The 12,254-nt window shown below is 37.9% G+C and carries 14 protein-coding genes; 4 read left to right on the forward strand and 10 right to left on the reverse strand.

Going from position 1 to position 12,254, the window contains the following annotated elements:
• Positions 1 to 234 precede the first annotated feature (234 nt).
• The 6 genes from V5N63_RS09365 to V5N63_RS09390 all read right to left on the reverse strand — a co-directional run bounded on the left by V5N63_RS09365 (position 235) and on the right by V5N63_RS09390 (position 6,403).
• Positions 235 to 1,884 carry a DNA repair protein RecN gene (locus tag V5N63_RS09365; protein WP_332033733.1) on the reverse strand — a complete coding sequence of 550 codons (1,650 nt, stop codon included), beginning with the start codon at positions 1,882 to 1,884 and terminating at the stop codon, positions 235 to 237.
• Positions 1,885 to 1,997: 113 nt separating this feature from the next.
• Positions 1,998 to 2,903, reverse strand: coding sequence for a type IX secretion system protein PorD (gene porD, locus V5N63_RS09370; protein WP_332033734.1), 906 nt, complete (start codon positions 2,901 to 2,903; stop codon positions 1,998 to 2,000).
• A 37-nt stretch (positions 2,904 to 2,940) separates the two neighbouring features.
• Positions 2,941 to 4,146, reverse strand: a complete 1,206-nt coding sequence (coaBC, locus tag V5N63_RS09375) for a bifunctional phosphopantothenoylcysteine decarboxylase/phosphopantothenate--cysteine ligase CoaBC (RefSeq protein ID WP_332033735.1) — start codon at positions 4,144 to 4,146, stop codon at positions 2,941 to 2,943.
• Between the two features lie 143 nt (positions 4,147 to 4,289).
• A complete protein-coding gene (locus tag V5N63_RS09380; RefSeq protein ID WP_332033736.1) occupies positions 4,290 to 4,613 on the reverse strand; it encodes a DNA-directed RNA polymerase subunit omega in 324 nt (107 codons plus the stop codon).
• 41 nt (positions 4,614 to 4,654) lie between these two features.
• Complete coding sequence (gene bamD, locus V5N63_RS09385; protein WP_332030525.1) at positions 4,655 to 5,629, reverse strand: outer membrane protein assembly factor BamD; 975 nt, start codon at positions 5,627 to 5,629, stop codon at positions 4,655 to 4,657.
• A 147-nt stretch (positions 5,630 to 5,776) separates the two neighbouring features.
• Positions 5,777 to 6,403: a TetR/AcrR family transcriptional regulator gene (locus tag V5N63_RS09390; protein WP_332033737.1), complete on the reverse strand. Its 627-nt coding sequence runs from the start codon at positions 6,401 to 6,403 to the stop codon at positions 5,777 to 5,779.
• An 89-nt stretch (positions 6,404 to 6,492) separates the two neighbouring features.
• On the opposite strand from V5N63_RS09390, the gene V5N63_RS09395 reads away from it, so the two are divergent.
• The 4 genes from V5N63_RS09395 to V5N63_RS09410 all read left to right on the forward strand — a co-directional run bounded on the left by V5N63_RS09395 (position 6,493) and on the right by V5N63_RS09410 (position 8,939).
• Entirely contained in the window at positions 6,493 to 7,122 is a 630-nt protein-coding gene (locus tag V5N63_RS09395) for a TatD family hydrolase (protein ID WP_332033738.1), read from the forward strand.
• Between the two features lie 2 nt (positions 7,123 to 7,124).
• Positions 7,125 to 7,856, forward strand: coding sequence for a tRNA threonylcarbamoyladenosine dehydratase (locus tag V5N63_RS09400; protein ID WP_332033739.1), 732 nt, complete (start codon positions 7,125 to 7,127; stop codon positions 7,854 to 7,856).
• Positions 7,849 to 8,229 carry a ribonuclease P protein component gene (gene rnpA, locus V5N63_RS09405; protein ID WP_332033740.1) on the forward strand — a complete coding sequence of 127 codons (381 nt, stop codon included), beginning with the start codon at positions 7,849 to 7,851 and terminating at the stop codon, positions 8,227 to 8,229. Before V5N63_RS09400 ends, rnpA begins: the two co-directional genes overlap by 8 nt.
• A 62-nt stretch (positions 8,230 to 8,291) precedes the next feature.
• Positions 8,292 to 8,939 carry a DUF4126 domain-containing protein gene (locus V5N63_RS09410; protein WP_088468277.1) on the forward strand — a complete coding sequence of 216 codons (648 nt, stop codon included), beginning with the start codon at positions 8,292 to 8,294 and terminating at the stop codon, positions 8,937 to 8,939.
• A 9-nt stretch (positions 8,940 to 8,948) separates the two neighbouring features.
• Here V5N63_RS09410 and V5N63_RS09415 read toward each other — a convergent pair whose 3' ends face one another.
• The 4 genes from V5N63_RS09415 to V5N63_RS09430 all read right to left on the reverse strand — a co-directional run.
• The gene (locus tag V5N63_RS09415; protein ID WP_332033741.1) at positions 8,949 to 9,317 is read right to left on the reverse strand and encodes a sulfite exporter TauE/SafE family protein; all 369 of its coding nucleotides are present in this window, start codon (positions 9,315 to 9,317) and stop codon (positions 8,949 to 8,951) included.
• A gap of 16 nt (positions 9,318 to 9,333) precedes the next feature.
• Complete coding sequence (locus V5N63_RS09420; protein WP_332033742.1) at positions 9,334 to 11,076, reverse strand: hypothetical protein; 1,743 nt, start codon at positions 11,074 to 11,076, stop codon at positions 9,334 to 9,336.
• Positions 11,076 to 11,600, reverse strand: coding sequence for an LptE family protein (locus V5N63_RS09425; protein WP_088468692.1), 525 nt, complete (start codon positions 11,598 to 11,600; stop codon positions 11,076 to 11,078). The genes V5N63_RS09420 and V5N63_RS09425 overlap by 1 nt, the downstream gene beginning before the upstream one ends.
• Positions 11,601 to 11,620: 20 nt before the next feature.
• A partial coding sequence (locus V5N63_RS09430) for a helix-turn-helix domain-containing protein (protein WP_332033743.1) occupies positions 11,621 to 12,254 on the reverse strand: 634 nt, incomplete at its 5' end.

Consider the following 12,254-nt stretch of genomic DNA (forward strand, 5'->3'; position numbering starts at 1 on the left):
TCATAACAAAAGTAAAACTCATTCCGGCATACGCGAAAGCCATCAGGATTTTCATGGCAAGCTGTGCCCCGAATTGTGGATTCCTGATAAAACTCTTGAATTCTAACTTCAGTAATTTTGTATACATTTCATGGTTTTAAACATTAGTTAAGAACCAACAAGATTTGTTACAAAATAGATGAGATTAAAGCCCTTTTATTATGTTAAGAGATTTGTTTTGAAGCAGAAAAATGATTATTTCATCAATTCCTGCGCTTGAGAAATGGCAGCATCTGTAATTTTACTGCCGGAAAGAAGTTGCGCAATTTCCTGAAGCTTCTCCTCCTCGCTAAGCGGAATAATGTTGGAGCGCGTTCTACCTGAAATGTCTTCTTTAATAACTTTATAGTTATTGTTTCCTTTTGCCGCAACCTGTGCGAGATGGGTAATTACGATAAGCTGCATGTTCGTTGACATTTCCTTCATTACATTTCCCATTTCTTCCGCTACTTTCCCGGAAACTCCTGTGTCGATTTCATCGAGGATTAAGGTCGGCAGTTCTGCGTTCTCGGCCATCAGTTTTTTAATGGAAAGCATCACTCGTGACCGTTCACCGCCTGAAATTGCTGATTGAATGGGCTTCAACGCAAAACCGGAATTCGCCTGAAACAAAAGCTGTATATTTTCTTTGCCAAAACTGTTATAACTCGCACTTTCGCTTAGTTCTACGGCAATCTTCGCTTTTTCCAGACCCAACTTTCTGAGCAATATTTCAATTTTATTGGTAAAAATTGGAATGTTCTTCCGGCGGTGGGCCGATAACTCGGCGGCCATTTTTGCCAGTCGGTTCTCAGAATCGGTTTTTTCCTTTTCGAGTTGGATGATGAGGTTTTCCAGATCGGCAAAACTGTTTTGTTCGCTCAGTAGATTGTCACGGATTTCTATCAATTCAGAAACACTGAGAACACTATGCTTTAACAGCAAAGCATTTACGATATTTAATTTTTGGTTCAGTGCGAGCAGGATTTCGGGACTGGTTTCCATTTTTTCAGCCTCGTCCTGAAGTTCAAAAATGATGTCTTTAAATTCAATAAAATTTTCCTGAAGTCTTTGGTTCAGTAACGTGAATTCGTGTGAAAGATCGGCTACTTTCCCCAGTTTGCCTTTGATCTCGGTCATCGAATCGAGAACGCCGATTTCTTCTGCATCAAGTTTTGCAAAAATTTGTGAAAGATTATCGGTAATTGCTTCAGCGTTTTCCTGTTTTTTTACCTGGTTCTGAAGTTCTTCCAGGTCAAGGTCATCCAGATTTACATTCTGAAGTTCTTCCAGAAGAAAGTTTTTGTAATCGCTTTCTTTATTGCTTTCCGCCAACTGATTTTTGAAATTATCCAGTTCCTTCAGCAGTTTTTTGTATTCTGAAAACTCCGTTTGGTATTTTAAAATCAGGATTTTATTTTTCGAAAGACCGTCGATGATCTGGAACTGGTATTCTTCATCGAAAAGGTTTGAAGTCTCAAACTGCGAATGAATATCAATCAGTTTTTTTGACAGCATTTTCAGTAAATCCAATGTTACGGGAACATCGTTTACAAAAGCCCGGGATTTACCGTTCGGAAGTATTTCCCGGCGGATTACGGTTTGATGTTCAAAATCCAAATCGTTTTCCTCAAAAAAAAACTGAAGATTATCGTTGATGGCAAATTCAGCTTCTACAATACTTTTAGTTTCCGAATTCTGTATGGATTTCGCGTCGGCTCTTTCGCCCAAAATTAAACGCAAAGCTCCCAGAATAATCGATTTTCCTGCACCGGTTTCACCCGTAATTACCTGCAAACCTTTGTTTAAAGTAATTTCGAGCGTATCGATAAGAGCAAAATTCTGGATGAAAATTCTTGAAAGCATGTTTTAAATGGCGAATTACAATGTTTTTTGGAAACTCAATTAAACGCAAATTTAATGTTTTGCTTTTTAAGTCGGAAATTAAATGATTGTCAATAATTTCCCCGTCATCCGGTTTATTTCCACTTATTCCACTTGCTGTCGATATCTTTTGGTGAAAGCGTAACGAATAATGACTTTAGGTCGGCCATATTAATATTTGTATTGCTTCCGTTACTGAAAATATCAAAAATTTCCTGTTTTTTTGTGTCGATAAAAATATTGATAGGATAATTCATCTGAAAATTATTTTCATAAGTTTTCAGTTGCATCAGCGCATCAGCAATGATTTTTTTTCCGGAAGTCTGGTCCTGTTTTCCCAGATTATCCAAACCGGCGCGGTGATAGGTGTAATAAATGTTGCGCAGCGTATTTTGCTCCGGTTTCATGATGTTGTCGATCAGTGCGGCTCTGGTTCTGGTTCCTTCAATTAGTGACCATCCGGCAAAATTCTGATTCTGACTATTGTTGGAGATTTTCTGCGCTTTTTCAAACCACGGCTGGCCGCCACGCACTTTGAAGCTGTCGCCATCATACCCTAAAATCGTGTACACATAAAAACTTACCACATCGATTAAGTTTTTCCCGGAAAACTGTCTTTCGTTAAAAACAAGATTTTCATTCTCCGTATAATCGAAACCGAAATTGGTGTCATTAATATTGAGTAAAGGAGTTTCGTAAGTCGTGTTGAAAACCGGGCGAACGGCCTGTACCACAATACTTCCTTTGAAATTGCTGCTTCCCGCGCGTTCGGTAATTACAATCGCAAAATTACATTTTATCTTTTCGAAGTTCTGAAGTTTTTTTCCTGTCCAACTCGTGTTGTTGATGAAATCGCGAAGATTTTTTTCTAAGGTTTTATATACCTGATTGTTGCTGCCACCCAGTTGCTGCGCATTTACCTGAACGGTAGCCAGAAGTTCCTGAGAAAAACTGTAATTAAAACTGAAAATAAGGATGAATATGGTAAAAAGTTTCTTCATGTTGGTGATAAAAGTTGAAAACGGAAATTTAGTTATATTATTTCAGAATTTCCTGTTCTACGACATTTAAAATATCTTTTGCTACTTCATTTTTAGTTTTCAGGGCAAATTCTTTTCGGTCGTTTTTGGTGAAAATCTTGATTTTGTTGGTGTCATTTTTAAATCCGGCGCCTTCATCACGAAGCGAATTCAGAACAATCATGTCGAGATTTTTTTTCTGGAGTTTTCCCAACGCATTTTCTTCCTCGTTTTGGGTTTCGAGCGCAAAACCTACTAAAAACTGTTTCGATTTTCTTTCGCCCATTGTTTTAAGGATGTCAGGATTTTTAACGAGTTCAATGGTTAAAGAATCATCATTTTTCTTGATTTTTTCGCTGGCGATTTCCTTTGGAGCGTAATCGGCTACCGCAGCACTTGCGATGGCAATATCAGAAATTTCATAATATTTAAAAACTTCATTAAACATTTCTTTTGCGGAGGTTACGCGGTGAATTTCGATATTAGGATGAGAAATACCCAAAGAGCTAGGTCCTGAAATCAAAATTACTTTTGCGCCGCGTCTTGCCGCTTCTTCCGCTAAAGAAAATCCCATTTTGCCTGAAGAATGATTTCCGATAAAACGTACAGGATCGATGGATTCATAAGTGGGGCCCGCCGTAATGAGCACTGTTTTCCCTTCTAAGCTTTTCGAAATTGTATTTGAAGAAAAAAAATCTTCAATGGATTTAGAGATTTTTTCCGGTTCGGCCATTCTTCCCTGCCCAACCAGTCCGCTCGCCAGTTCACCCGTTTCAGCAGGAATAATGATGTGCCCGAAATCTTCAGCCAGTTCTAAATTCTGTTTGGTTGAGGGATGTTCATACATATCGAGATCCATCGCCGGCGCGATCATCACCGGACATTTTGCTGACATATAGGTTGCGATCACCAAATTATCACAAATGCCATGAATCATTTTAGCCAAAGTATTGGCGGTGCAGGGCGCAATTAAAATTAAGTCTGCCCAAAGTGCAAATTCCACGTGATTGTTCCAGGTGCCGTTTTCTGAATAGAAATCTGAAAAAACCGGTTTCTTAGAAAGTGTGGAAAGCGTGAGTTTAGAAACAAATTTTTCCGCTGAAGGTGTCATCAAAACCTGCAGTTCCGCTCCTTTTTTTACAAGGTCGCGAATGAGGTAATTGATTTTGTATGCGGCAATTCCGCCGGTAACACAGATGAGGATTTTTTTTCCCTGAATTGCCATTTCGAGTGTTTTAAAGTCGAACGAATTTACTTAAATTTTTAGATATATCGTTTCTGATGATTCAGTATAAGTTTTGCAAAAAAGAAAATCGCAGAAGCAATAGTGCTTGTGCGATTTTTTATATTGTCTGTAAAACGCTGCGATTAGTTTCTATCGTCCGTATTTCTGAAATAAATTTCATCATCAAGCCATTCCTGGATTGCGATAGAAGTAGGTTTCGGAAGTTTTTCGTAGTGTTTTGAGATTTCGATCTGTTCTCTGTTTTCGAATACTTCTTCCAGAGTAGAATTATGAACAGCGAATTCATCTAATTTATTATGAAGTTCTGAGCGGATTTCAGCATTAATCTGCTCTGCTCTTTTCCCCATAATTACAATGGCTTCGTAGATAGAACCCACTTTTTCTTCAATTTTATCTTTGTCGTACGTTATAGTACTTAATTCGGCTTTAGAATCTTTAACGCTCATTTTCAGTGAATTATTTTATTTAGAGTCTGCAAATATACAGCTTATTTTTGAATATTGAAAGTAGCTGCCGGTGCGGGATTTGAAAGCGCTGCGCTGTCTCTTTTGATCTGTCTGGCTTTCTTCTCGGCTTCTCTCTGGTCTTTTTCCAGGTTCAGTCTGGCTTCTTCCTCTTTCTGTTTATCCTGAAGTTCCTTTTTTCTAAGTTCTACTTTTTTCTCCAATTCCAGGAAGCTCTCTTTTTCTTTCTGAAGTTTAGCTCTTAGATCAACTGCGGTTTTCGCATTTTCGGTGTTCGGCATATCGCGTTCTACCTGTTTTGTGAAGGCCAAAGCATTTTCAATACGGTCTTTTTTGAGATCATAAACTGAATTTACAGCAAGTTCGTATTTCGATTTTAAAATGTATTCGTAGATTTTCGGAGCCAGTTTAGTACTTGGGAAATCATTCAGAACATTTTCAAAAGCGACATTCGCTGCTTTATAATCTGCCATTTTATAATACTGTCTGGCGTTTTCGTAAGCCTTGAATTCCAGTTTATAACTCAACTCATCGATGAGTTCGTTAATGTTTTTAGATTTCTCTGTATTCGGATAATTGTTCAGGAAATTTTGGAGTTCATTAATCGCAAGTTCAGTACTCGTCTGATCAAGATTATAATCCATTGATCCTTCGTAATAACAAAGTGCCGACATGTAAGCCGCGTCTTCAGCGCGTGGATCCTGCGGGAAAGTCACCGAGAAATTTTTGAACTGGTGGCCTGCGAGTTTGTAATTTTTATCGTAGTAGTTGGCGTAGGCTGAGTTGTAAACAACATTTGGCGCATCGTCGGTACCGGCAACAAGGTTCGAAAGTCTTTCGTAAAGCGCAAGCGCGTCGGTCCATTTTTTCTTTTCGAAGTTCTCGTTGGCAACTTTCAGGATATAATCTTTGTCTGCGCTTTTCATCGCCATTTCCTGCTGTTTGTTACAGGCCGATAAAGCAAAAAAAGCAAGCAGTACTATCAAATATTTTTTCATAAATCTATTAAAGCGAAAATGATGGATTTTCATCTTCTGCGGTTTAGTCTGCAAAAATATAATTTTTTTATCAATAGATTTTTTTTTATGATAATTTAACTAATAATTTATCTGCATTTGATGTTTTACTACAAAATTGCGCTGAAATCAGTACGCGTTATAACCCAAAACGGAAAAAACAGTCACCAAAAGATTAGCCAGGACTTTCTGTTCAGCATCACGCAGATAATTTTCTTCTTTTCCTGCGACATATAATTCGTAGAAATTTTTGTTTCTGATGACGAAAAGCGATGAGCCCAAAATCAAGGTCAGAATATCTTCAGGTTTTGGTGCGTGGTGAAATACACCCGAAGCCACTCCTTTTTTTATAACATCATCAAGTTTCGACGTAAAAGTGGTGTAAAATTCGAGTAAATCATCTTTAAGATGCTCGGTATGGCGAAGTTCCTGGGTCACAAAACCATGGAAATAATTGAATTTAAAAAGCTGGTTCACTACATATTTCACCAGTTCCTTCATCTGCATTTCGGGTTTACTGTCTTTAATAACTTCCGCAAATTCGGCAAAACTCTCTCTGGTTTTCATCACGCGGTATCGGTAGAGATACGACATCATTTTCTCCTTCGAGCCAAAATAGTAAGAAATCATTGCTACGTTAATATTCGCCTGAGAAGAAATATCGCGGATCGAGGTTCCTTCAAATCCTTTTTTGGCGATTAATTTTTCGGCAACATCCAAAATATGAATCTGCTTTTCGGTAAATTTCTTCTTCATTTTTGTTATTTTACGTAAAGTTAAGAAATTATAAAGAAATTTCAAACGAATGTTTAATGTTTTAAGGCCTTTTTTTAATAATTTTGAAGATGGGTTTTTTCGATTTCCATCACCACGATGCAGGTAAAAATTTGGGGATTTATAATTTGAAATTCAATGAAATTCCGCCAGAAAATTACTTTTCTGCGGGCATTCATCCTGATGCTGTTGCTGATGATTTTGAAGAAAAGTTAAATTGGTTACGGGAGATTTCTGCCCATAAAAACTGTGTAGCAATCGGCGAGTGCGGACTTGATGGCTTAATTGATGTTGACGGAAAACTTCAGCAAAAAGCTTTTCTAGCCCAGATCGAGATCGCCAATTCCCTTCAGAAACCTTTAATTATTCACTGTGTGAAAAGATTTTCGCAACTTCTTCAGTTCCGAAAAATGGCTAAAGTTCCCATGATTGTACACGGTTTCACTAAAAGGAAAACGATTGGCGACGATCTCATGAAAAACGGATTCTGTTTAAGTTTTGGAAAATCAGTTTTGTATAATGTAAATTTGCAGGATTTTTTAAAAGACTTTCCGACTGAAAAATTATTTCTGGAAACCGATTCTTCAAATTTTGAAATCAAGGAGCTCTATCAAAAAGTTGCAGACCTCAAAAAGATCAGTTTAGAAGATTTAACACAGAAAATCAAAGAAAATCTCAAAAATTTACAAATTCCGATATAAAAATGCAGAGAAAATGGCTGGAGCGAACAGAGCTTCTTATCAAAGAACAGGGAATTGAAAAACTTCAGAACGCCAATCTCCTCGTGGTAGGTTTGGGAGGGGTAGGTTCTTTTGCTGCTGAATTTCTGGCACGTTCGGGAATCGGTAAAATGACCATAGTTGACGGTGACACTGTAGATATTACGAATATTAACCGTCAGCTGCCCGCGCTTCATTCAACTGTTGGGAAATCTAAAGTTGAGGTGGTTTCCGAAAGACTTCTCGATATTAATCCTGAACTTCAGCTGACTAAAATTAATGAATTCCTGAAACCAGAAAGAATGGAGGAGGTGATAGGCAGCGAGAAATTCGATTATATTCTGGACTGTATCGACAGTGTGACGCCAAAACTTGCACTTATCATCACCGCGAAACGAAAAAAAATAAAGATTGTTAGCTGTATGGGAGCCGGCGGAAAAATGGATCCTTCGAAGGTTATGGTTCGCGATATCAGCAAAACTTATAATTGTTTTTTGGCTAAAAATGTTCGCAAACGCCTGAAAAAAGAACAGATAAACAAAGGAATCCGCTGTGTTTTTTCCAACGAAATTCAGAATGAAGAAAGTTTGAAAATGACCGACGGCGCGAATTTTAAAAGGTCTTTTTACGGAACAAGCAGCTTTATGCCCGCAATTTTTGGGTTGTATGCCGCAGCCGAAGTTATTAACCACCTGCTCAAGAAAACAGATGACTGATTTCAAATTTCCTAAAGAAGAAAAACTTAAACATAAAAGGGAAATCGATCTTCTTTTCGCAAAAGGAAAATGGCAGACCTGCGGAAATTTGCGGATCATTTCTATTGATCTCGAGAAAAAACCTCAGGAAGGTTTTCTTATTTCAAACCAAAAATTTGGCGTCTCTGTTTCAAAAAGGTATTTTAAGAAAGCCGTTGACCGGAACCGAATCAAAAGATTGCTTCGCGAAACTTACCGATTGAACAAAGAAATTTTTACCGACGCTTTTGGGAAAAACTCAATTTCGATGATTTTCTGGGTTTCAAGTGAAAAACCAGTCAGTTATCAATCTCTGGAAGAAAATTTCATAACACTTTGTAAATCAAAAAAATAAAAATCCAGCTCGGAATACATTATTTTGTAAATTTGGTTTGTTAAATTTAAATTCAACAAATAATGTCAGATCAAATTCCTTTTCTTCCTTATATCATCAGCGCGTTCATCGGCATCGGGCTTGCCGCAGCTACAGGTTTCAGGGTTTTTATGCCCATGTTTGCGGTGAGTTTGGCTTCTTATTTAGGCTGGATTCCTATGAATGAAAGTTTTGAGTGGCTAGCCGGTTTGCCTACACTTATTACCACAGGAATTGCAATGATTGCTGAAATTCTTGCCTATTACATTCCTTTTATCGATCACCTTTTAGATACGATTTCAGTGCCTTTGGCTACAATCGCCGGTTCTGTAATGTTTGCCAGCCAGTTCGCCGATATCGGAACTTTTCCGCAATGGGCTTTAGCTTTAATTGCAGGCGGCGGAACTGCAGCAGCAATAAGTTCGGGATTTGCGGGAACGCGAGCTGCATCTACCGCCACAACTGGTGGTTTGGGAAATTCAGTTGTGGCAACTACCGAAACAGCCGGTGCAGGAATTATGTCGTTTCTGGCATTAGCAGCACCTGTAATTGCATTTATCGCTGCTGTTGCACTGATTATTACCGTTCTTGTTTTAGGAAAAAAACTTTGGCGGAAATTCCGGAATTTTAATTCAGACCGAAATGCAAAAGTCATTAATGTAGATGCGGTTGACCGTAAAAACCTGGAGTAGCGTATTTTTTTATTTCTGGAAGAACATCTTCACAGCAACCACCAACATGAGTACTGCAAAAACTTTACGAAGCATTTCCTGTGAAAGTGTAATCGCGGTTTTACTTCCCAGATAACTTCCCAAAACAAAACCTGCACAGAGCAGAAGCGTTGTTTTAATATCTACATTTCCTGTTTTGTAATAATTCATCACGCCCAGAATGCCAACAGGAAGAATTAGAAGTGCCAACGTGGTTCCCTGCGCTTTATGTTGCGTAAATCCGAAGAGTAAAACCAAGACCGGAACCATCACAATACCTCCGCCAATGCCCACCAAACCGCTTAAATAGCCGGCTAATAATCCCAACAATATAAGTCCGATAATAAGTGTCGCATCCATTTTCATGAGGTTTAGGTTATTTGTTTTGTCTTAAATCTTTAACGTAATTGATCTGTTCGGCGAAATGTGCTTCTTTTTCCGGATGTTTTTCCGATAAGATCTGGTACGCTTTGATGGCCTTGGAATACAGTTTCTGTTCAACGTAAAGTTTCGCAAGCGTTTCAGTCATCAGGTGCGAAATATTATCGCTTTTTTCCTTCACGACAAAATCAGATTCTTCTTTAAGTTTTGAAATTTTCGGTTCTTTTACGATGAAATTTTCAATGACGGTATTTTTTATTTCTGCTTTTGATATCGGTTTTTTGGCTGACTCGATTTTGCTTCTGTCGATTTTTAGCCAGTTTTGCCAGGTGTTAATGAAAGTCGGAACGTTGCTTTCTTCCGGTGTTGTTTTTTCTTCTGCAACTTGTTTTTCAGTTTCAGATTCAATCGGAGCTAAATTCTGCGAGAAAAATGAAACATTGAATACAGGTCTTTCTTCTGGAATTTCAGTTTTTTCAGATGAGGTGTTTGGTTGGTCATTTGTGGTGTTTGCCTGTTCAGGAACTGGTTTTTGCTCTGGTTTATTTTCCGTATTACCAATTAACGCGTCAGGAGTGTTGCCTGAAAAAGACATTGGTTTCCATCCTCTTTCTTGTGTTGAACTCGTGTTTTCAATGGTATTATGCGCTTTTTCCTCTGCCTGGATTTCAATTTTTTCTTCCGAAATTTCTGTGTTTTTGGTTTCTGAAACAGATGGTTCAGGCTTGGCAATATTGAAATTCTGAGTTTCAGAGAAGTTAACGTCAGTGTTTGAAATTTCTTCCTCCTTTTCCTTAGGTTTTACCTTTTTTCCCGTTTTCATTTTTGCTTCCACTTCAGCAATAAGGCGCTGCATCTCGATCTCATGTTTGTTTGGTTGAGGTTCAGGAGCTTTGTAAGATATTGGTTCTGAGTGTTTAGGTGCAATTTTTATATCAGCAAAAAATTCTTCCGTAGCGTGAAAACTGATTTCAGCCGGATTTTCTACCGTATCGGTTTTCTCCGAAATTTTTTCTTCTTCTTCTTCAATAATTGTTTCTACTGATAAATTCTCTGTTTGTTGGATTTCGGTTTCTCCAGAAATACTTGGTTGAGTTGACGGTAAGAACTCATCAGTTTCCTGAAAATTAACTTCTGCAGCATCAACCGCAATTTGTTCATTAGTATCAACGGTTTCGGAAATTGGATCTTCCTGTGTTTCTGATTGAATTTCATCAATAATTTCCGTTTCTTCAGGAGTTGTTTCTACTTCAACAGTTTCAATTGCTTTATTTTGGGTAACGATTTGCCCTGATTCCAATGTAGATTCAAGATCAATTACTTCGCTTTTTTCATTCAGAAAATTATCTTCCCCTTCAAATAAAATTCTGTTCAACTCACCGTTTACATATACAGGTTTGGGAAGTGCGGTGGGTTCAGATTTAATTTTACCGAAGACTTCTTTATGTTTTTCTTCCTTGTTAATGTATTGATAATCAGTTTTTAATTCACTGGTTGTTCTTTCTGCTGAATTCCTGTTAATAAACTGATAAAGTATTTTTTTATCGGTGGTATAAGCAGCGGTAGTCGAAAGTGTATGCTGGTATACTTCCGGGTCGAATTTGTGGATGCCGAACAGGTGCAACGCTCTTATACTTTGTATATAAGGGTGTTTTTTTATTTCAGAATTCAGGATTTCCAAATCTTGAGACTGAAATAATTCGGGATTTTTTATTAATTCTAAAATTCTTGCGTTCATTACCAGTTGGCTACAATATCGTTAAAAATTTTATTGATGATTCTCTCGTTCACTACTTTTACCTGTGAAGCTTCAATTGCGTTGATATCAAGGTCGCTGCTGAAAACTGCTTCGTCAGAGTATGTTCTGTCGAAGCTTTTATCTGGCTCTATTTTGTTCTCGTAATGTACTTTTACAGTGATTGTTAACTTGTTTTGTGCTGCCTGAATGTTTCCGCCCGGAGCGTTTACTGCAGAAGAAATTGTAGTGGGAGTAATCGAGTAATCTGTGATTTCGCCCTCAATTAAGATATCAGGATTTTCTGCGGCACCCTTTAAAGTGGTTCTCTGTAAAAAGCGGTTCTGTATATCGGTAGAAAATTGCTGAGCCAGATTTGGGTTCATCAGCGCCGCATTATTTGGAAAATCTTTAATCTGAATTGTCTTGGTTTCAGGACTTAGAGATGAACCCGTAAAACTGTAGCAGCTCTGAAGAAAAAAGAAAAAAGAGAACAAACAAAAACTTAAAGATCGTCTTAATTTCATATGAATTCTGATGGTATGCATTAATCTTCTAAATTATATTGTTTGATTTTTCTATAAAGTGTTCTCTGAGAAATCCCCAATTCGTCAGCAGCCTTGTTTCTTCTGCCCTTGTGTTTCTCTAAAGCCTTGACAATCAGTTCCCGCTCGTTATTTTGAAGTGAGAGCGAATCTGGTTTCGTTTCTTCAATTTCAATATCTTCCACATCATCGTACTCATTATTTCCTTCTGAAATAATCGTAGGATTTTGAAACTGATTTGCATTATGGTTTTCAAAATAAAGAAGCGATCCGGAATTCTGAACCTGCGTTTCCGGCGTAAAAACCCGGTTGATGAGATTTTTTTCCTGACTGCTGAAATCGCTGTTTCCCCGGTTCTTTATGAGTTCCGAAGTTAGCGATTTTAAATCATTCAAATCATTCCGCATATCGAAAAGTATTTTGTACATGATTTCTCTTTCAGAATTAAATTCTGAATTCGATATTCCTCCGCCGTTTTTCTGTACTACTGCCGGAAGATTTGGTGATGCGGGAATATATTCAGCAAGTTTCACGGCATTTACCATTCTGTTTTGCTCCACTACCGTCATCTGTTCCACCAAATTCCGCAACTGCCGAACATTTCCGGGGAAAGGATATTTTTCAAGGTAATTCACT

Origin of the sequence: Kaistella sp. (assembly GCF_032060305.1) — a bacterium.
Classification (GTDB): Bacteria; Bacteroidota; Bacteroidia; order Flavobacteriales; family Weeksellaceae; genus Kaistella; species Kaistella yananensis.

Coding starts and splice junctions, on each gene's coding strand:
- V5N63_RS09365 (WP_332033733.1), bottom strand. CDS start 1,884: ATGCTTTCAAGAATTTTCATCCAGAATTTTGCTCTTATCGATACGCTC.
- porD (WP_332033734.1), bottom strand. CDS start 2,903: ATGAAGAAACTTTTTACCATATTCATCCTTATTTTCAGTTTTAATTAC.
- coaBC (WP_332033735.1), bottom strand. CDS start 4,146: ATGGCAATTCAGGGAAAAAAAATCCTCATCTGTGTTACCGGCGGAATT.
- V5N63_RS09380 (WP_332033736.1), bottom strand. CDS start 4,613: ATGAGCGTTAAAGATTCTAAAGCCGAATTAAGTACTATAACGTACGAC.
- bamD (WP_332030525.1), bottom strand. CDS start 5,629: ATGAAAAAATATTTGATAGTACTGCTTGCTTTTTTTGCTTTATCGGCC.
- V5N63_RS09390 (WP_332033737.1), bottom strand. CDS start 6,403: ATGAAGAAGAAATTTACCGAAAAGCAGATTCATATTTTGGATGTTGCC.
- V5N63_RS09395 (WP_332033738.1), top strand. CDS start 6,493: ATGGGTTTTTTCGATTTCCATCACCACGATGCAGGTAAAAATTTGGGG.
- V5N63_RS09400 (WP_332033739.1), top strand. CDS start 7,125: ATGCAGAGAAAATGGCTGGAGCGAACAGAGCTTCTTATCAAAGAACAG.
- rnpA (WP_332033740.1), top strand. CDS start 7,849: ATGACTGATTTCAAATTTCCTAAAGAAGAAAAACTTAAACATAAAAGG.
- V5N63_RS09410 (WP_088468277.1), top strand. CDS start 8,292: ATGTCAGATCAAATTCCTTTTCTTCCTTATATCATCAGCGCGTTCATC.
- V5N63_RS09415 (WP_332033741.1), bottom strand. CDS start 9,317: ATGGATGCGACACTTATTATCGGACTTATATTGTTGGGATTATTAGCC.
- V5N63_RS09420 (WP_332033742.1), bottom strand. CDS start 11,076: ATGAACGCAAGAATTTTAGAATTAATAAAAAATCCCGAATTATTTCAG.
- V5N63_RS09425 (WP_088468692.1), bottom strand. CDS start 11,600: ATGAAATTAAGACGATCTTTAAGTTTTTGTTTGTTCTCTTTTTTCTTT.